The sequence below is a fragment of the Mesorhizobium sp. CA4 genome (assembly GCF_020165075.1).
Classification (GTDB): Bacteria; Pseudomonadota; Alphaproteobacteria; order Rhizobiales; family Rhizobiaceae; genus Mesorhizobium.
In genome coordinates, this window is sequence record NZ_JAIUHK010000013.1 from 1 (window position 1) to 18,225 (window position 18,225).

The following is an 18,225-nucleotide window of genomic DNA, read 5'->3' on the forward strand; positions in this document are numbered from 1 at the left end:
CAAGGAAGCTCCTCGTCGTCCTCAACGCCATCATGCGCGACAAAACCGCATTCGCATGAACACAGTTGCCATTCCGTGACGTTCGAGCGCCGCAGCCATGCAGAACTAGCGACGTCGGCGCCACCGCTCCTTTCTGGATCGCCGCATTCTTCGACTGATATAACGGAATGGATCCTCGGGTCTCCGCGTCCGCTTCGCTCCGGCTCCGCCCGTGGATGACGAAGGCGGGAAAGCTCCGGGAAATCTCCTCGCCGCCAAGCTACGCAGCCGACTGCGGCAGCACGAACGGCACGCTTCCCGCAGGCAGAGCGCCGACCTTCAACCTGCAGTCGAACACCTTTTCGATCAGTTCGTCATTGAGCACGTCCGTTGGCGTCCCCGCGGCCGCCAGCTGGCCGCCATGCAGCACGAAAATCCGGTCGGCATACATGGCCGTCAAATTGAGGTCGTGCAGGATTGCCACCACGCCGCCGCCGCGCCGGGCGAAATCGCGTGCGATATCCATGATGATGAGCTGGTGCTTGACGTCGAGGCTGGAGACCGGTTCGTCGAGGAAGAGGTAGCGCGGCCGCCCTTCGAGCACCGGCGCCCACACCTGGCAGAGCACGCGGGCAAGCTGCACGCGCTGCTGCTCGCCGCCGGAAAGCTCCTGGTAAAAGCGGCCGGCGAAACCGTCGAGGTCGACACGCGCCAGCGCCCGCTCGGGCAAACGCGCATCCTCGCCGGGCAGCACGCCGGAGCGCCCACCGATCAGGCCGAGGCGCACGATCTCGCGCACGGTGAACGGGAAGGACAGCGTCGTGGCCTGCGGCAGCACCGCGCGCAACGTGGCTGCCTCGACCGGCTTCATGGCCGACAGGTCGCGGCCGTTGAGCGTGACGGTGCCGGCATAGGCGAGCTCGCCTGTCAGCGCCTTGAGCAAAGTCGTCTTGCCGGATCCGTTTGGCCCGACAATTGCCGTCACCTCGCCGGGCCGCGCCCTGAAGTCGACATGGGATACGATGCGCTTGCCGCTGATCGCCACCGAAATGTCGCGCGCTTCGATCATGGCGAACTCACAGATCAACGACGCCGCGCTTGCGCAGCAGGATCCACAGGAAGAACGGCGCGCCGGCGACCGCCGTGACGATGCCGATCGGCAGTTCGGCCGGCGCGACGATGGTGCGGGCGACCGCGTCGGCGATGAGAAGCAGCGATGCGCCGAGCAGGGCCGAGGCCGGCAGCAAATAGCGGTTGTCCGGGCCGATCGCCAGCCGCAGCACATGCGGCACGACGATGCCGATGAAGCCGATGCCACCGCTGACCGCGACCGAAGCGCCGACCGCCGCCGACACGCCGATAATGGCCGTGTATTTCAGCCGCTGCACCGGAATGCCGAGATGGCCCGCGGTCGCTTCGCCCAGCGCCAGCGCGTTGAGGCCGCGCGACAGGAACGGCATCGTGGCCAGCGCAAGGATGATGACTGGCCCCACGGTGCCGATCTTCGGCCATGTCGCGCCGGCCAGCGAGCCGAGTTGCCAGAAGGTCAGGTCGCGCAGCTGCCGGTCGTCGGCCATGAAGATAAGGGTGCCCGTGATCGCCATGGCCAGAGCGCTGATGGCGATGCCGGCAAGCAGCATCGTGGCGACCGACGTCCGTCCCTGGCGCGTGGCGATGGCGTAGAGCAGCAACGTCACCGCGAGCCCGCCGAAGAATGCCGCGAGCGGCAAAGCGAGCGCGCCGAGCGCAAGCGTGACGGGCGCAAGCCAGGTCGTGCCGACCACGATGATCGTCACCGCGCCGAGACTGGAGCCGGCAGAGACGCCGATCAGGCCGGGATCGGCAAGCGGATTGCGGAACAGGCCCTGCATCACCGCGCCGCAGACGGCCAGCGCTGCGCCGATCAGCACACCGAGCAGCACGCGCGGCATGCGGATGTCATAGACGATCAGCCGGTCGCGCGCCGCAAGCGCGCCATCCGGCGGCACGGCGCCGGTGAACCAGTCGTGGATGACGCGAACGGCCGATGCGTCGGAAGCGCCCGCCGTCAGCGACAGGAAAACGGAAAGGGCCAGCGCCAGGCACAAAAGCGCGATGACGAACCTTGCGCGCGCCGAGCGGTCGCCATCGGCTGCCATCGCCTGGCCCGGCGCGCCTGCTATCGACTGTTCGGCCATGGCCGCTCAGTCCAGGACCTGATTGCCATAAAGCGCGACCGCAAGATCGTGGATGGCTTCGGCGGTGCGCGGCCCGAAGCCGAGCAGATAGCCGCCCCCCATGCTGATCATCTTGCGGTTCGTGCCAGCCGGGGTCGACGCGACGGCCGGATTGGCAAACAGCTCCTCCTCCGAGATCGGCGGCCCGCCGCCCTTCATCGTCAGGATCACATCCGGCTTGGCGCTGACGATCGCCTCATCGGTCATCGGCTTGTAGCCGGAGAAACCCTCGACCGCGTTGACCGCGCCGGCAAGCTTGACGACGCCGTCGGCCGCCGTGTCGCTGCCCGCAGCAAGGATCTTGCCGCCCTGCGTCGACAGCACGAAGAGCACCCGTTTGCGCTCCTTGATCGCAGCCGTCTGCTTTTCCGCCGCGGTCAGCTTCGCGTCCGTCTCCGCCGCGAGCTTTTCCGCCTTGGCCTCGACCCCCAGCGCCTTGCCGACGACGCGGATCTTTTCCAGGATGCCCTCATGATTGTAGTGGTCCGGCACCTCGATGAAAGCCACGCTCGACTTCTTCAGCACGTCGACCGCTTCTTTCGGGCCGCTGCCCTGCAGGGCCAGGATTCCGGTCGGATTGACAGACAGGACGCCCTCGGGCGACAGCGCGCGCATATAACCGACATCCGGCAGCTTCGCCGCCGCCTCGGGATAGCTGCTGGTCGAGTCGCGAGCGACGAGGCGGCCTTCCTCGCCGAGCGCATAGACGATCTCGGTGATGGAGCCGCCTACGGAGGCGATCCGCGAGCTGTCCGAAAAGACGGTCGTGCCTTCGTCCGCCTTGGCTGGCTGCATGACGGCAAGCAGGACGCCGAGCATCGGCGCAAGCGCCGCGCGGAAACCGAGAACAAAGCGCATTGGGTGCACCTCATGCCGCGGTCGGGTTGGGAATGCGGGGCAGGTTCTCGGCGAGAAAACGCCAGTCTTCGCGCTCGCCTTCGCCTTCATGGCGCTTGCCGAAGAACTGGATGATCATGCCGCCATTGGCGTCATAGGCCTCCAGCGAGGTGACATGGCCGTCCTTGGTGGGCTTGCGCACTGCCCAGACCTCGTGGATGTGGTCGGCCCTCAGATGCAGATGGAAGGTCTCGTCGAGCACGTTGATCCACGGGCCCGTCGGCTTGACCGATTTGACCGGGCCGGAATGGATCTGGATGCAGCCGCGGTTGCCCACGAAGCACATGATCGGCATCTCGCCTGCCGCGACGTGATGGAACATGGCGCCGACCGCGTCATTGTCGAGTAGCCAGGCATAGTCCTGGCCCACCATGCGCACCGCCTGGCGGCGGCTGAGCTTCAGCGTCTTCAGCATGCCGAAGAACTGATGCACGTCGGTGAGCCGGCTCCAGCGGTCGCGCAGATCGTCGATCGAGGCACCCGAGCCCTGCGTCTCGCCCTCCCCTTCCGCTGCGCTTGGGAGGATCGCGACGGTCGGTTCCTGGTTCGACGATTCGAGGCTCGCCACCAGTTTGTGGTAGGCATAGAGGTTGGATGCCGGCTTTAGATGCACCTTGTGCACCGCCTCGCCGGCTGCGTCGAAGAACTGCAGGCTGCGGCGGATCTCGCCGCCGTCGCGCTTTTCGACGGCAAAGCCGTGCGCCCAGAGTTTCGGGAAGATGCGCAGGTCGATGTTCTCGCCAAGCACCATGGCATTGTGGTTGCCGGTCACGACCTTGTCGTAGACGCCGATCTTTTCGTGTACGGCGCTTTCGTTGCGGGTCAACGCCATCACTTCGCCGACCGCCTCGAGACCGGTCAAGAGATCACTGACGCGCGGCTCGACGCGGACAGCGCCGAAGCCGCATTGCGCGGCGACCAGCTCCGCTTCCGAAATGCCCAATTGCGCCGAGAGATCGCGCTCCCGCATTTTCGGATTTTCTTCTCGCGCCCGCCGGATTTCCTCCGGCGACGGCTTAACGCGCTGGTCCATATCGTCCACCTGTATTGCCTGATGTCTGCTCGTCTACGCCCGCCGGTCCTCACTTGTTGAGGATCAGCTTGCCCTGGCGGGTGATCTTCAGGCGGTAGAGCGCGCCATGATGCTCGATGCCGATCTCGTGCTCGCCCTGGAACAGCGTGTTGCTGGAGAGCGTCCTCACCGCCAACGGCACGCGTTCGTAACGCATCTGCGTGTCATCCGGACGGCGGACGCGATAGCGGAAATCGTGGGGATTGTGCGTGTTCATCGGGTCGGTCCTTCCTCTGCCGGCCACCTTGGCCGCAGCCTCATAAAATGCGGATTCAATCCTTGACTCGAATAGTCATGTTTACTAGTCAGTGCATTACAGGAGTAAATGAGTCAACATTTAAGACGCCGGATATGATCAAAAATGCGAGCGAGCCACTGGCCAGCCAGCTACGAGCCTGAAATCTGGAGTTGGGCATGGGGTTGGTGACTTGGGAACGGACGGGCCCTGCGGGCAATAGCGCGGGGCCGGGCTTCCGATCGATTGCAAAGGCAATCGCCGCATTGATGGCCGGAGCGGCGGCGATCGCACTCAGCGTGCCCGCCGCGCAAGCCCAGCAAGCCGTGCCGCCGGTCAACCAGCAGCAGGCCGAGAGCGCCGCGGCCGAAGGGACGCTGCTCGACAAGATCCTCGTCATCAGCCGCACCGGCGAAACCGCGATCCAGTCGCTGGCTTCCGCCAGCCATGTCGACCAGGAGCAGCTCGACCGCCGCATGGCGACGACGCCGAACGAGATGCTGCTCGGCGTGCCGGGCGTCACCGTCCAGGCCGACGCGCGGCGTGTGTCTTCGAGCATCAACATCCGCGGCCTGCAGGATTTCGGCCGCGTTGCGGTGATTGTCGACGGCGCAAGGCAGGACTTCCAGCGCTCGGACCACGGCACGCAGTCGACCTTCTATGTCGATCCTGAGCTCATCAAGTCCGTCGACGTCATCCGCGGCCCGGTTGCCAACACCTACGGCTCCGGCGCCATCGGCGGCGTCGTCTTCTTCGACACCAAGGACGCGGCGGATTTCCTCAAGCCGGAGGAGACATGGGCCGGCACGCTGACCGGACGCTATGAAAGCAACGGCGAGGGGTGGACCACCAGCGCCACCGGCGCCTACCAGATCAACGAGAACTGGGACGGTCTCGGCAACATCGTCTACCGCGACTACGGCGACTACAAGAACGGCGGCGGCGACACCGTTGCCGGCACCGGTTTCGACGTGCTGAGCGGACTGCTCAAGACCACCATACGCCCGACCGAGAACAGCGAATTGAAATTAGGTTGGGTCGGCTCGAAGGACGGCTGGACCGAGACCAGCAGCGGCGTGCCGGCCAACGATGTCGATCTGAAGTCGAACACCTTTACCGCCCGCTACAACATCACCGACGATGCCAGGAGCTGGCTCGACCTCCACATCAACGCCTCCTACAACAAGACCTTCTCGACCTGACGACGCTTACGGTCCAAAATCGCTTCGATCCGGTCACCGGCCTGCCTGTGCTGCTGCCGGCCGGCTCGCTGTCCACCTTCGATGTCGGCACCACCGGCATCGACATCTGGAACACGTCGCGCTTCGAGACGGCGGGCGTCGCCCACGAACTGACCTATGGCGGTGACTGGGTCGGCGACGACGTCGATACCGGCGGCACAGCGGGCGGCGACTCCTTTTACACGCCGTCGGGCAAGCGCAACGTCTCCGGCGCCTACATCCAGGACAAGCTGACCTGGGAATGGCTCGAGGTCATTGGCGGCCTGCGCTACGATAATTACAGCCTGAAGGACGACACGAACGAGACCTCCGGCGACCGGGCGTCGCCCCGCATCACGGTCGGCGTCTCGCCCTTCGAAAGCGCCGGCCTGGCCGGCCTGCAATTCTACGGCACCTATGCGGAAGGTTATCGCTCCCCCTCGCTGACCGAGACGCTGATCAGCGGCAACCATCCGGCCGGCGTCAGCTTCCCGTTCTTGCCCAACCCGAACCTGAAGCCCGAGACCGGCAAGACCGTCGAGTTCGGCTTCAACTACAAGCAGAACGACATCATCCAGGGCGGCGACGCGCTGCGGCTCAAGGCTGCCTACTTCCACAACAACATCGACGATTACATCGAGGGCGTGACGCTCTCACCCTTCGATCCGACCAGCGGCTGCCCGTTCGGCCCCGGCATTCCGATCTGCTTCCAGTACCAGAACTTCGCCAAGGCCAAGATCGACGGCTTCGAACTGGAAAGCGTCTACGACACCGGCTGGGGTTATGCCGGTCTCTCGGCCTCCATCATCAACGGCCACACCATCTCCTATGAGGGCGAGCGCGGCGACCTCGCGACCATCCCGTCTTCCCAGGTGACGGCCCAGCTCGGCCTGCGCTTCCTCGAGGACAAGCTGACAGTCGGCGGCGAAGTGCAGTACAACGGGAAGCCCAAGGGCAATCCGGTGGCCAAGGACTTCACGCTGGTCAACGCCTTCGCCAGCTACCAAGCGACGGACGATCTCAAGCTCGACTTCCGCGCCGATAATCTGTTCGACGTCAAATACACCAACCCGCTCAACGGAAGCACGACAGCCGTCCTCTATGAGCCCGGCGTCACGCTGAAGCTCGCGGCAACCATGCGCTTTGGAGGCTGAGCCCGGGGTCGAGCCGGCGGCCTGCATGCGCGCGCTCAAGACCTCGACCAAGATCGCCATCGCTTTCGGCGGATTACATCCGGCCATTCCGCATGGCGCCGTGGCGTGGCCCGCCTCCGGTCCACCGCCATGGGCGGCAACCGATCTTGATTTGACAATTCCTTGTCGCGTGCGGCAGGTCTCGGCGCGACACATGCAGGACATCAATCACCCTTGCGATGCAGGCAGCGAACCGGCTATCAAGCCGGCCGAGCCGCTCATGCAGGTGCGGCAATCCGCGGGAGACCGCAGATGGATGGTGGCGATCATCGCCTCCGGCCTGCTCCATGGCGCCGCCGCGGCAGCGTTTGATCGGACCCGCGGGAACATTCGATCCTGCGGACGCGATCAGGGCCGAGGGCGCCGACCAGTCCGGCGCCAACGTCATCGGCAGCGCCTTGGACGACCAGGCGTCCGGCGCGGTGGATGTTACCCTGGTGCCGGATCCGCAACCGGCAAAACGCCAGTCTGTCCAGCCCACTCCGCCGGCCGAGGCGCCGCAGCCGGTAAGTGAGCAAGTGGCGCGCCAGCCTCCGCCGGAAGCCGTCAAGGAGCAGGGCTCTACGCCGGATATCCTGGCGGCCGCCGCACCGCGCCAGGATGATCAGAGCGTCCCAACCGACAGCAAGCCGACGCCCGCGATCGAGCCGCATAGCACACAAGCGTCCCCTGCCGAGCCTGAGCAATCGCCGGTTCCGAGCGCGACATCAAGCGCACCAGCCGGATCGGCGGGGCCAAGCGAATCCGTTGAACCGCGCGGCACGGCGGATGGCGATACGCGCGATGCGCCTGTCGTCGCCAGCAAGGGCAAGAAACAGGCCGCCGGCAATGCGCTCGAATCCCGCTACAGCGGTGAAATCCAGAAGAGGCTGGCCCGCGCCAACCGTCGCGTTTCGAAATCGATCCAGGCCAAGGCTCGCAACAATGCCCGGGTGGTTTTCGTCGTCGCGGCCGACGGCAGCGTCAGCGACCTGCAGCTCGCTGAAAGTTCAGGGTCCGCCGAGCTCGATCAGTTCGCTTTGACGCTGGTGCGCAAACAAGCCCCGTTCCCTCCCATTCCGCCCGAGACCGGAAGATCAAGTTGGGTGTTCAAGGCGCGGATTGGCCCTTTTTGAAACCTCCGCCCTCCTAAGAATTCGTCCATTTCGAAAGGAAATCAATGTACACCGCCATGAACCGCTTCAAGGTCCAGAACGGCTCCGAGGAAGCCTTTGAGGACGTCTGGAAGAACCGCGATTCAAGCCTCTCCGGAATGCAGGGTTTCAGGGAATTCCACCTGCTGCGCGGTCCGGTCAACGAGACCCAAGGTTGTACGCTATTTGCCTCGCACACGGTCTGGGCAAGCCAGGAGGATTTCGTCGCCTGGACGAAATCGGAGAACTTCCGCGCCGCCCATCGCAACGCCGGCGGCTCGAAGGTGCATTATCTGGGCCATCCGCAGTTCGAAGGCTTCTCGGTCCTCGAAAGGCGCCTGAACGCGCCTCCGCCAAACTCGTCTCGAGCTGACTAAGCCGCGGCGAGCAGGTTGGCATTGCCTCCCGCCGCGGTCGTGTCGACGCAGACCGCGCGCTCATGGGCGTAGGCGGCCGGATTGAGCACTTCGCTAACCAGCGGCACGATCGGCCCGGCGCGCTCGGCAATCACCTTGCGCACGATGCGCGCCGCCTCCGGCGTGCCGGAGAAGGCGACGACATCGACCCGCAGCGAACGCGCCTCCACCGGATCGGGCTGACCGTCGATCGCCGCGAGCGGCAGGCCCTTGCCGGTCAGCGCCGACAGCGCCGCCGGCGCGCCCGGCGCCACCGCAAGCACCGCATTGCCGGCCGCAAGCGCCTGGATCGTCTGCGCAAGCAGCGTCTCGGCATCCGGACCCAGGCACAAAACTCGGCCACGCGGTGCCAGCGACAGCGTGTTGGCCTCGCCGGTCGGCCCCGGCAGGTCGACCTGGCCGAAATCGAGGCTGGCGGCTGCGGCGATCGCCGCCGCGCCCTTGCCGCGCAGATGCTTCCTCAGGATCGCCACGCGGTCCGGTCGCGTCGACCAGCCGCCGAGCGTGGGATCCGGCAGATTGTCGGCAAGCTCGGTCGCGCTCACCTTGTGGCCTTCCCCAATCTCGGTGCCGGCCTCCGGCCCCTTGCGGAACCGGCGCAGATAATGCGGTCCGCCGGCCTTCGGGCCGGTGCCCGAAAGCCCCTCGCCGCCGAAGGGCTGCGAACCGACGACGGCGCCGATCTGATTGCGATTGACATAGATGTTGCCGGCATGGATGCCGTCGACGAAATGCTGGACGCGGCCTTCGATGCGGGTGTGCAGCCCGAACGTCAGCCCGTAGCCCTTGCGGTTGATGGCGGCGATCACCGCGTCGATCTCGTCGGCGTCGAAGGTCGCGACATGCAGCACCGGGCCGAACACCTCGCGCTCCATTTCCTCTATGCCTTTGACGCGGAAGACATGCGGCGCAACGAAACGGCCAGTTGCCGGCGCCTCCAATTTTGCGATGAGCCTGCCTTCCAGCCCCTTCTTCCTGCAATAATCGCTGATCGACGCTTGCGCCTCGTCGTCGATAACCGGGCCGACATCGGTCGAGATGGCCCAAGGATTGCCGACATTGAGCGCTTCCATCGCGCCCTTCAGCATTTCCAACATCTTCTTCTCGACGTCCTTCTGGACGTAGAGCACGCGCAATGCTGAGCAGCGCTGGCCGGCGCTCTGGAAGGCGGAGGCGAGAATGTCGCGCACCGCCTGTTCCGGCAGCGCGGTGGAATCGACGATCATCGCATTCAAGCCGCCCGTTTCGGCAATCAGCATGGCGTCCGGCGCAGCGGTGTCGGCCAGTTGCTTCTCGATGAGCTTGGCGACCTCGGTCGAGCCGGTGAAGCAGACGCCGGCTATGCGCGGGTCAGCGGTGAGCGGCGCGCCGACCGAGGCGCCATCCCCCGGCAAAAGCTGGATGACATCTTCCGGCACGCCGGCCTCGCGCAGCATTTCCACGGCGCGGAAAGCGATCAGCGGCGTCTGCTCGGCCGGCTTGGCGATCACCGAATTGCCGGTGACCAAAGCCGCCGCGATCTGGCCGGTGAAGATCGCCAGCGGGAAATTCCACGGCGAGATACAAACGATTGCGCCGCGCGCTTGCGTGCCCGCTTCCGCGTTGGCCGCCTCGGCCGCGTAGTAGCGCAGGAAGTCGACCGCCTCGCGCACTTCGGCGACGCCGTCCGCCAGCGATTTGCCGGCCTCGCGGGTGGCGAGAGCGAAGAACTCGACCGCATTCGCCTCGTAGAGGTCGGCGGCGCGATTGAGGATAGCGGCGCGCTCAGCAACCGGACGCTTCGCCCAGGCGGGTTGTGCGTCGACCGCAATGCGCACCGCGGTCACCACTTGCTTGGCCGCCGCCTCATGCACGGTGCCGACGATCTCGTCGGGCTTTGCCGGATTGACGATCTGCCGCGGTTTGCCGTAGCCGGCGGCGCGCGTCACTGGCTTGGCGTGCCAGCGATCCGTTCCGGCGAACTCCGCCCTCGCCTTATCGATAGCCGCGAGCGTCACCGGATCAGTGATGTCGAAGCCTTTGGAATTGCGCCGGCCGGCGCCGAAGATCGCGGCCGGGCGCGCGATCGCCGGGTTGGCGGCCGGCCCCTGCGTCTCGACAACCGCGAGCGGATCGCGCGCGATCTCCTCGGGCTCGACTTCCTCGTCAGTCAACTGGTGGACGAAGGAGGAGTTGGCACCGTTTTCCAGCAGACGGCGCACCAGATAGGCAAGCAGATCGGAATGCGCGCCGACCGGCGCATAGATGCGGCAGCGCGTGCCTTCGGCCTGCCGCACGGTCTCGTGCAGCGCCTCGCCCATGCCGTGAAGGCGCTGGAACTCGAAGCTGTCGCGGTCCGACGCCATCGACAGGATGGCGGCAACCGTGTGCGCGTTATGCGTGGCGAACTGCGGATAGATGCGGTCGGTCATCGACAAAAGCTTTTTCGCGCAGGCCAGATACGAAACGTCGGTGTTGGCCTTGCGGGTGAAGACGGGATAACCGGACAAGCCAAGCGTCTGCGCCCGCTTGATCTCCGTGTCCCAATAGGCGCCCTTCACCAACCGCACCATGATCCGGCGGTCGTATTTTTTGGCAAGCGCATAGAGCCAGTCGATGACGAAGGCCGCGCGCGGGCCATAGGCCTGGACAACGACGCCGAAACCGTCCCAGCCGGCAAGTTCCCGCTCCGCCAGCACGCGTTCGATGACGTCGAGCGACAGGTCGAGGCGGTCGGCCTCCTCGGCGTCGATGTTGAGGCCCATGCGCGAATGCCGGGCGGCAAGCGCCAGCGACAGAAGCCGTTCGGCCATCACCGGCAGCATGGTCTCGCGCTGCGCTACCTCGTAGCGCGGATGCAGCGCCGAGAGCTTGACCGAAATGCCGTGATTGTAACGGATGTCGGGACCGTTCGACCCAGCATCGAGCGAGGAGATCGCGTCGGCATAGGCGCGGTGGTAGCGCAGCGCGTCGGCTTCGGTGCGGGCCGCCTCGCCCAACATGTCGAAGGAATAGAGGTAGCCCTTCTGCGTCATCGGCCGGCCGCGCTTGACGGCCTCGGCGATGGTGCGGCCGAGCACGAACTGCTCGCCCATCTCGCGCATTGCCGCGGCGACCGCCTTGCGGATCACCGGCTCCCCCAGCCTGCGCACCATGGCGCGCAGCGTGCCTTCGATGCCGCCCTCGCCCTCGTCGAGCACGCGGCCGGTCAGCATCAGCGCCCAGGTCGAGGCGTTGACAAAGATGGAGCTCGAGCCGCCCGAATGCGCCGACCAGTCATGCGGCGCGATCTTGTCGGCGATGAGATCGTCCATCGTCTCGGCATCGGGCACGCGCAGCAGCGCTTCGGCCAGGCACATCAGCGCCACGCCTTCCTTGGTCGACAGGCCGTAGGCCGAGAGAAAGACCTCCATCAGCCTTGGATCGGTGGATCCGCGCACCGCCCGCACCAGATCGGCCGCGCGCGCCGAGATCGCCTTGCGCTCCTGCGCCGAAAGTTCCGCCGTCGCTGACAGGCGCTTCACCGCCTCATCTTCGTCGGGCAAATAATTGGCGCGGATCTGCTGGCGGATGGCGTCGAGCGGCATGTCGGGTCCATGAAAGCGAGCGTGAGCGAACGGTCTGGCGGCCGCCGGACCGAATGGCGCAAGCTAGCACAGCTGCGATTTCCAGTCGGTCCAAAGAAATCGACAAGATAGACTGATCGATCTATCATATAGGGAGTGATCCCGTCATTTCGACCGTAATTTCGATGATCGAAGACCAATTGGACCGCATTGACCGCAACATCCTGTCCGCGCTCGGGCGCGACGGCCGGCTTTCGATGTCTGAGCTGGCTTTGAAGGTAGGCCTGTCGAAGACGCCGGTGCAGGCGCGCGTGAAGCGGCTGGAGAAGGACGGCTACATAAGAGGCTACCGCGCAGTCATCGATCGCGAGCGCATGGGCGAAGGCCATGTCGCCTTCGTCCAGGTAAAGCTATCGGACACGCGCTCGGCGGCGCTCGATGCCTTCAATCGCGCGGTTCAGGGCGTGCCGGAGATCGAGCAATGCCATATGATGGCATCGAGCTTCGACTATTTGCTGAAGGTCCGCACCACCGACATCGCCGCCTATCGCCGCGTGCTCGGCGAGCGCATCTCCGCCCTGCCCCATGTCGCCCAGACGTCGACCTTTGTCGCGATGGAGACTGTGAAGGACCGCTAATCAGACAGCGTCTTCAGGAACGCCACCAGCGCGGCCCGCTCGCGCTCGGACAGGTCGAGCGGGTGCGCTTCCGAGACGCCTTCCACACTGGGCGGCGCCTTCGAATAATGCGCCACCACCTCATCCAGCGTCGAGAATTGCCCGGCATGCATGTAAGGCGGCCGGTCAGCCGCGCCCCTGAGCGATGGCGTCTTATAGGCGCGCATGATTTGCGGACCGTCCTTCACCATGAAGCGCAGCTCGCGGCAGGCGCTTTCGTCGCCGTCGCGGAACTTGCCGAGGCAGTTGAAAGGATCGGCCTCGACCTGCGCCACGGCATCCACGCGCCCGCGGTCCGGCGGCAGGCCGTCGATCGGCGGCACGCCGGTGTTGTGGAAGGAGTTGTCGGTGAAGCGCGGGCCATTGTGGCAGGTCGCGCAATTGGCCTTGCCGATGAACAGCTTCAGTCCGAGCATCTCTTCCGGCGAGAACGCCGCATTCCCTTCCGGCTTGGCCCCGGTGGCCAGATCGATGGCGAAGCGGTCGAAGCGCGTCTGCTCAGGCTCGATCGAGCGCTCGAAGGCGGCGATCGCCTTGCCGATATTGGCGAAGACGCGGTTGACGTCGTCTTGCTGGCCGGTGGGCATGGCGTTCCACGCGGCCTTCTCGGCGTCGCTGCCAAGCGGGCTCGCATTGGCCGGCACGCTGGAAAGGTCGGGCAGCGGTCCGAAGATCCGCTCATAGCGCTCGCCGAACCGCTTTGTGATATAATGCGCGAAGGCGGCCCGGTTGCCGGCCTGCTCAAGCGGGTTTTCAAGCGGCGTCAGCGCCTGCGCCCACAGGCTGTCGCGCCTTCCGTCCCAGAAGAACCAGGGATTGCGCGCCACGCCCGCCAGCGGCATCGTGCGCCGGTTGGTGTGGCCGATGCCGACCGCCTGCGGCAGGTCGTCCTGGAACTGGCGGTCGATCTTGTGGCAGGTCGAGCAGGACACCGTGCCGTCGCGGCTCATGCGGCCATCGAAGAACAGCGTGGAGCCAAGCGCCGCGGCCGCCGGTACGTCCGCATACTGGTTCGTGGTGTCGGGTTTCAATGATGGCAGCGTGTTCAGCGCCAGCGACGCGATGGTCTTCTTCTCGGCATCGCTGAACTGCGGCTCGCCGAAGCCGCCCAGCAAGGCGAGAGCGGCCAAAGCCAAGAGACTTGCAACGCTGATCAGCCGCCTCATCGCCCGCTCACAACACGACGTTGAAGACGACGGAATCGGAGCCCGCCGCCGCCGACACGGCAAAGCGCATTTGCCACCAACCGCTCATCGTGAACTTCACGCCATCGATGCGATAGCGCCCCTGACCCAAATAGTCGGTCGCCTGCGGACTGGTCGGCAGGCCGTGATCGTGCTGCGGCATCCCGCCGGAAACGGTGATGGCAGCGCCCTCCACCGGCGCGCCGGCGGCGGTCTTCAGCGTCAGCAGCCAGGACTGCAGCTCGCCCTGCCGGACGACGCCGCGCTCCGGCTCGAAGCTCGCGACGAACAGACCGTTCGCCGTCTTTTTCGAGCGCGACAGGTCCGGTCCGGGCGCCGGTTGCGGCAACGTCAGATAGACGACGGCCACGATGCCGACCAGCAGAGCGGCCAGACCGAGACCCGCAAGGATGTAACGCCATATCGATGCCAAGCCCATTCCTCTTCGGCTGTTAACGCCGCGGGGCGCTTGCCGCGTCCCGGCCCGCCTGTGGAAATCGCTTCTGGCGCAAAAATCGCCGATAGCCAAGCATGGCGCTGCCGACCGCAAAAAGCTACAGCAACAACATCTTAGGAAGGATAAGCTCGCATGGCCAATGGTATCGCGTCGATCGGCGAATGCATGCTGGAACTGTCGGGCCAAACAGGCCCGAATTGGCGAATGGGTTTTGCCGGCGATACCTTCAACACGCTCTGGGCGTTGCACGCCTTGAGCCCGGAACGGCCCGCGACCTATGTGACGGCCTTTGGCGACGACCCATTCTCGCGCGACCAGATCGCTTTCTTTGCCGAGAACGGCATCGGAATAGGCAACAGTCCGGTCATTGCCGGCGCGCGTCCCGGCCTTTACGCCATAACGCTCACCGGGGCCGAGCGCGCCTTCACCTACTGGCGAAGCGACGCGGCCGCGCGCCAGCTCGCCTCGGACCCGACAGCGCTGGCAAAAAGCCTTGAAAACCAGGCGCTTGTCTATTTTTCCGGAATCACCTTGGCAATTCTGGACGAGGCCGCGCGGAAAACTTTGCTGACGGCCATAATTGCGGCGCGCAAGGCCGGCTCGCTCGTCGCCTTCGACCCGAACTACCGGCCGCGTCTGTGGCCGAGCCGCGAGACGGCTCAGGCCGCGATCTTGGAAGCGCTTGCGGTGGCCGATATCGCGCTTCCGACTTTTCCGGACGAGCAGATGCTGTTCGGCGACGCGACGCCGCAGGCAACGGCGGAACGCCTTGGCAAGCTGACCGGCGAGGTCGTGGTCAAGAACGGCGAGCAGCCGGCCCTGATTGCCCTGAACGGCGCTTCGCAAGTCGTTGACGCGGTGCATGTGGCCGCTCCTGTCGACACGACGGGCGCCGGCGATTCCTTCAACGGCGGCTATCTCGCCGCGCGGCTTGCCGGCCATGCGCCCGCCGCCGCCGCTCTGCGCGCGCACAAAGTCGCCGCCGCGGTCGTGCAGGTTCGCGGCGCGTTGGCGCCGTTTGAAACGTTGAAGGCCGCGTTCGACAGCTAGGACCTTTCAGATTTAGGTCAGGCCGAGTCGAAAATGGTGGGTTCCGAGAACCGGAGCGGAGCGTACTTAAAGTACGCGAGCACCGGAAGCGCAGGAAGCCGCCATTTGCAGGCCGGCCTCACCTCAATCCTAGGGCAGACGGAACCGGTATTCCGTCACTTGATGATAGATCTGCCCCGGCCACAGCGTCGCCTGCGGGAAATAGGGCCGGTTCGGGGCATCCGGCCAGGTCTGCGCTTCGAGGCAGAGGCCTGAAAACGCCTTGTAGCGGCGGCCGTCGAGCCCCGGCGACGTCGGCGCGACGAATTGGCCGCTATAGAGCTGCAGTCCCGGTTCGGTGGTCCACACCTCCATCTCCACGCCGGAATTGGCGCCTTGCACCCAGGCAGCCTGGTGCAGCGGCCCGCGGCTGGAGGCCAGGCAGTAATTCAGGTCGTAGCGAAGCTGCTCGCCTTCCATTTCCATGCGCAGCGCCCGCGCCTGCCGGAAGTCATAAGGCGTGCCGTCGACGGGCTTTACGGCGCCGGTCGGGATCATCTCGTCATCGACGGGCGTGTAGGCGCCGGCGTTGAGCATCAGCCGGTGATCGAGGATGTCGCCGGCCCCGCCATCGTCGAGATTGAAATAGGAGTGCTGCGCGAGGTTGCAGAGCGTCGGCTCCTCGCAGGTCGCGGTCAGTTCCATGCTGAGCGTGCCCGGGATCTTCAGCCGGTAGGTGCAGGTGACGTCGAGCGCGCCGGGAAAGCCCATGGCGCCGTCCGGATCGTGCAGCGTCAGCGTCACAAAATCACGGCCATGCAGCGAGACGGACCATGGCCGGCGGAAATAGCCTTCCGAGCCGCCATGCAGCGTGTGCTTGCCGAGAAAATTCTGTTCGGTCTGGTAGCGGCTGCCGGCGATCGTGAAGCGGCCCCCGCCGATGCGGTTGGCGAAGCGGCCGACCACCGCCCCGAAGAAGGCGCGGTCGGTCTCGTAGGGCTCGAAACGGTCGTAGCCCAGCACCAGCGGCGCGTCGTGGCCGCTCAGCCTGAGATCCTGGATGATGGCGCCGAGCCCGATGATGTTGGCCGTGATGCCGCCGCCGCGAATGGTGAACCGGCGCACGGCCTCGCCCGCCTGCGTCGTGCCGAAGACCTCACCGTCCTTCATCGCCATGCCCAAGATGTCATTACCGATCCGTGGATTTAGGCCGGCTGCGTATCATCCGGCAAGCGCAGGCTAAAGCAATTCCAGGAAAAGTGCGCAGCGGCTTTGCGCCAAGACAAGGCGATAAGCAGTCCACCGTTTGTCCGAAACGGTAGACTGCCGGGCGCCTGCCCTGTTCCTGGGATTGACGTCAGAGTCCGAGGCCGCCGAAGCAGGCATATTTGGTGTCGAGATAGTCCTCGATGCCCTGATGCCCGCCTTCACGGCCAAGACCCGATTCCTTGACGCCGCCGAACGGCGCCTCGGGCGTGGTGATCAGGCCTTCATTGACGCCGACCATGCCGTATTTCAGGCCTTCCATCACCCGGAAGGCGCGGCCGAGATCGCCGGTGTAGAAATAGGCGGCGAGGCCGAACTCGGTGTCATTGGCCAAGGCGATCGCCTCTTCCTCAGTCTCAAACTGGAACACGGGCGCGATAGGCCCAAAAATCTCTTCCTTCATGAAGCGCATGTTCGGCGTGGCGCCGGAGATCACCGTCGGCTGGAAGAACGAGCCACCCAGCGCATGACGCTTACCGCCGGCGACGACCTTGCCGCCCTTCGACGTCGCGTCGGCGATGAATTCCTCGACCTTCTCGACCGCCTTCTCGTCGATCAGCGGCCCCTGCTGCACGCCTTCTTCCAGGCCCGAGCCGACCTTGAGGTTGTTGCTGGCGGCGGCCAGCTTCTCGACGAATTTGTCATAGATGCCGGCCTGCACGAGGAAGCGATTGGTGCACACGCAGGTCTGGCCGGAATTGCGGTACTTGGCCGTGATGGCGCCGGCAACCGCGCGATCGACATCGGCGTCGTCGAAGACCAGGAACGGCGCGTTGCCGCCAAGCTCCATCGACACCTTCTTGACCGTCGAGGCCGACTTCTGGATAAGGATCTTGCCGACCTCGGTCGAGCCGGTGAAGGTGATCTTCTTGACCAGTGGGTTGGCGCAGATCTCGTCGCCGATTTCGCCGGCCGAACCGGTGATGACATTGACGACGCCCTTCGGAAAGCCGACTTCCTCGACAAGCGCACCCCAGGCGAGCCCCGAATAAGGCGTCTGCGAGGCCGGCTTGACCACCGCGGTGCAGCCGGCGGCCAAAGCCGGACCGATCTTGCGGGCAAGCATCGAGGACGGGAAATTCCACGGCGTGATGGCGGCGATGACGCCGACCGGCTCCTTGGTCACCAGGATGCGGCGGTCGCCCCATGGCGACGGAACGATGTCGCCATAGACGCGGCGGCCTTCCTCGGCGAACCAGAGAATATAGCTGGCGGCCGAACCGATCTCGCCCTTGGATTCGGTCAGCGACTTGCCCTGCTCGATGGTCAGCAATTCGGCAAGCACGTCCTGATTGTCCATCATCGCGTCATGCAGCTTGCGCAGGAGCTTCGACCGCTCGAGCGCAGTGGTCTTGCTCCAGCTCTTGAACGCTTCCTCCGCGGCCTCGATGGCGCGGCGGGTTTCGGCCTTGCCGGCCTTCGGCACGGTGCCGATCTTCAGGCCCGTCGCCGGATTGTTGACGTCGATGGTCTGGCCGCTGTCGGCCTGCACCCATTCACCATTGATGAGATTGGCCTGGCGCATGAAATGGCTGGTTTTCTGAAGCATGATCTGGCCTCCGTTCGGCGCGCTGATCGGCCGTTTTCTGGATATCCGTTGAAGCGTGCTTCAAGAGCCGCACGCCGGCGCATTGCTCTTACCTAGGGAAAGGCAGGCAAGCAATCACAAGATGGCATATAGGGGTTGGGCCAGCAAAAGCGAGCGC

At 65.2% G+C, this 18,225-nt stretch carries 14 protein-coding genes and 1 pseudogene; 5 read left to right on the top strand and 10 right to left on the bottom strand.

Features of this window, described 5'->3' with window-relative positions; translation table 11 throughout:
- Positions 1-259: 259 nt before the first annotated feature.
- The 5 genes from LB528_RS12855 to hemP are packed head-to-tail and all read right to left on the bottom strand — an operon-like array spanning position 260 to position 4,381.
- Positions 260-1,048, bottom strand: coding sequence for a heme ABC transporter ATP-binding protein (locus LB528_RS12855; RefSeq protein ID WP_224715163.1), 789 nt, complete (start codon positions 1,046-1,048; stop codon positions 260-262).
- A gap of 7 nt (positions 1,049-1,055) precedes the next feature.
- Positions 1,056-2,156: a FecCD family ABC transporter permease gene (locus LB528_RS12860; protein WP_224511175.1), complete on the bottom strand. Its 1,101-nt coding sequence runs from the start codon at positions 2,154-2,156 to the stop codon at positions 1,056-1,058.
- A 6-nt stretch (positions 2,157-2,162) separates the two neighbouring features.
- Positions 2,163-3,053, bottom strand: coding sequence for a hemin ABC transporter substrate-binding protein (locus tag LB528_RS12865; RefSeq protein WP_224715164.1), 891 nt, complete (start codon positions 3,051-3,053; stop codon positions 2,163-2,165).
- A gap of 10 nt (positions 3,054-3,063) precedes the next feature.
- Positions 3,064-4,125: a hemin-degrading factor gene (locus LB528_RS12870; RefSeq protein ID WP_224715165.1), complete on the bottom strand. Its 1,062-nt coding sequence runs from the start codon at positions 4,123-4,125 to the stop codon at positions 3,064-3,066.
- Positions 4,126-4,174: 49 nt separating this feature from the next.
- The gene (gene hemP / locus LB528_RS12875) at positions 4,175-4,381 is read right to left on the bottom strand and encodes a hemin uptake protein HemP (RefSeq protein WP_224511170.1); all 207 of its coding nucleotides are present in this window, start codon (positions 4,379-4,381) and stop codon (positions 4,175-4,177) included.
- A 197-nt stretch (positions 4,382-4,578) separates the two neighbouring features.
- Between hemP and LB528_RS30540 the strand changes: the two are divergent.
- The 3 genes and pseudogenes from LB528_RS30540 (at position 4,579) to LB528_RS12890 (ending at position 8,322) form a co-directional block, all read left to right on the top strand.
- Positions 4,579-6,773: pseudogene (locus LB528_RS30540) on the top strand (TonB-dependent hemoglobin/transferrin/lactoferrin family receptor).
- A 326-nt stretch (positions 6,774-7,099) separates the two neighbouring features.
- Positions 7,100-7,927: an energy transducer TonB gene (locus LB528_RS12885; RefSeq protein WP_224715166.1), complete on the top strand. Its 828-nt coding sequence runs from the start codon at positions 7,100-7,102 to the stop codon at positions 7,925-7,927.
- 44 nt (positions 7,928-7,971) lie between these two features.
- A complete protein-coding gene (locus LB528_RS12890) occupies positions 7,972-8,322 on the top strand; it encodes an antibiotic biosynthesis monooxygenase family protein (RefSeq protein WP_224715167.1) in 351 nt (116 codons plus the stop codon).
- On the opposite strand, the gene putA is transcribed toward LB528_RS12890, so the two are convergent.
- Entirely contained in the window at positions 8,319-11,927 is a 3,609-nt protein-coding gene (gene putA / locus LB528_RS12895; protein ID WP_224715168.1) for a bifunctional proline dehydrogenase/L-glutamate gamma-semialdehyde dehydrogenase PutA, read from the bottom strand. The two genes, LB528_RS12890 and putA, sit on opposite strands and share 4 nt — an antisense overlap.
- A gap of 164 nt (positions 11,928-12,091) precedes the next feature.
- On the opposite strand from putA, the gene LB528_RS12900 reads away from it, so the two are divergent.
- The gene (locus tag LB528_RS12900; protein WP_126060325.1) at positions 12,092-12,544 is read left to right on the top strand and encodes an Lrp/AsnC family transcriptional regulator; all 453 of its coding nucleotides are present in this window, start codon (positions 12,092-12,094) and stop codon (positions 12,542-12,544) included.
- Here LB528_RS12900 and LB528_RS12905 read toward each other — a convergent pair.
- Together LB528_RS12905 and LB528_RS12910 are read right to left on the bottom strand one after the other, a co-directional pair.
- A complete protein-coding gene (locus LB528_RS12905; protein WP_224715169.1) occupies positions 12,541-13,749 on the bottom strand; it encodes a cytochrome-c peroxidase in 1,209 nt (402 codons plus the stop codon). The two genes, LB528_RS12900 and LB528_RS12905, sit on opposite strands and share 4 nt — an antisense overlap.
- 7 nt (positions 13,750-13,756) lie before the next feature.
- Positions 13,757-14,200 carry a FixH family protein gene (locus tag LB528_RS12910; RefSeq protein WP_224715170.1) on the bottom strand — a complete coding sequence of 148 codons (444 nt, stop codon included), beginning with the start codon at positions 14,198-14,200 and terminating at the stop codon, positions 13,757-13,759.
- Positions 14,201-14,356: 156 nt separating this feature from the next.
- Here LB528_RS12910 and LB528_RS12915 point away from each other — a divergent pair, with 156 nt between their 5' ends.
- A complete protein-coding gene (locus tag LB528_RS12915; RefSeq protein ID WP_224715171.1) occupies positions 14,357-15,274 on the top strand; it encodes a sugar kinase in 918 nt (305 codons plus the stop codon).
- 129 nt (positions 15,275-15,403) lie between these two features.
- Here the strand turns inward: LB528_RS12915 and LB528_RS12920 are convergent, their stop codons facing one another.
- The gene (locus LB528_RS12920; protein WP_224511159.1) at positions 15,404-16,429 is read right to left on the bottom strand and encodes an aldose epimerase family protein; all 1,026 of its coding nucleotides are present in this window, start codon (positions 16,427-16,429) and stop codon (positions 15,404-15,406) included.
- 181 nt (positions 16,430-16,610) lie between these two features.
- A complete protein-coding gene (locus LB528_RS12925; protein WP_224715172.1) occupies positions 16,611-18,068 on the bottom strand; it encodes an NAD-dependent succinate-semialdehyde dehydrogenase in 1,458 nt (485 codons plus the stop codon).
- Between the last annotated feature and the right edge of the window lie 157 nt (positions 18,069-18,225).

Coding starts and splice junctions, on each gene's coding strand:
- LB528_RS12855 (WP_224715163.1), bottom strand. CDS start 1,048: ATGATCGAAGCGCGCGACATTTCGGTGGCGATCAGCGGCAAGCGCATC.
- LB528_RS12860 (WP_224511175.1), bottom strand. CDS start 2,156: ATGGCCGAACAGTCGATAGCAGGCGCGCCGGGCCAGGCGATGGCAGCC.
- LB528_RS12865 (WP_224715164.1), bottom strand. CDS start 3,053: ATGCGCTTTGTTCTCGGTTTCCGCGCGGCGCTTGCGCCGATGCTCGGC.
- LB528_RS12870 (WP_224715165.1), bottom strand. CDS start 4,125: ATGGACCAGCGCGTTAAGCCGTCGCCGGAGGAAATCCGGCGGGCGCGA.
- hemP (WP_224511170.1), bottom strand. CDS start 4,381: ATGAACACGCACAATCCCCACGATTTCCGCTATCGCGTCCGCCGTCCG.
- LB528_RS12885 (WP_224715166.1), top strand. CDS start 7,100: ATGGCGCCGCCGCGGCAGCGTTTGATCGGACCCGCGGGAACATTCGAT.
- LB528_RS12890 (WP_224715167.1), top strand. CDS start 7,972: ATGTACACCGCCATGAACCGCTTCAAGGTCCAGAACGGCTCCGAGGAA.
- putA (WP_224715168.1), bottom strand. CDS start 11,927: ATGCCGCTCGACGCCATCCGCCAGCAGATCCGCGCCAATTATTTGCCC.
- LB528_RS12900 (WP_126060325.1), top strand. CDS start 12,092: ATGATCGAAGACCAATTGGACCGCATTGACCGCAACATCCTGTCCGCG.
- LB528_RS12905 (WP_224715169.1), bottom strand. CDS start 13,749: ATGAGGCGGCTGATCAGCGTTGCAAGTCTCTTGGCTTTGGCCGCTCTC.
- LB528_RS12915 (WP_224715171.1), top strand. CDS start 14,357: ATGGCCAATGGTATCGCGTCGATCGGCGAATGCATGCTGGAACTGTCG.
- LB528_RS12920 (WP_224511159.1), bottom strand. CDS start 16,429: ATGGCGATGAAGGACGGTGAGGTCTTCGGCACGACGCAGGCGGGCGAG.
- LB528_RS12925 (WP_224715172.1), bottom strand. CDS start 18,068: ATGCTTCAGAAAACCAGCCATTTCATGCGCCAGGCCAATCTCATCAAT.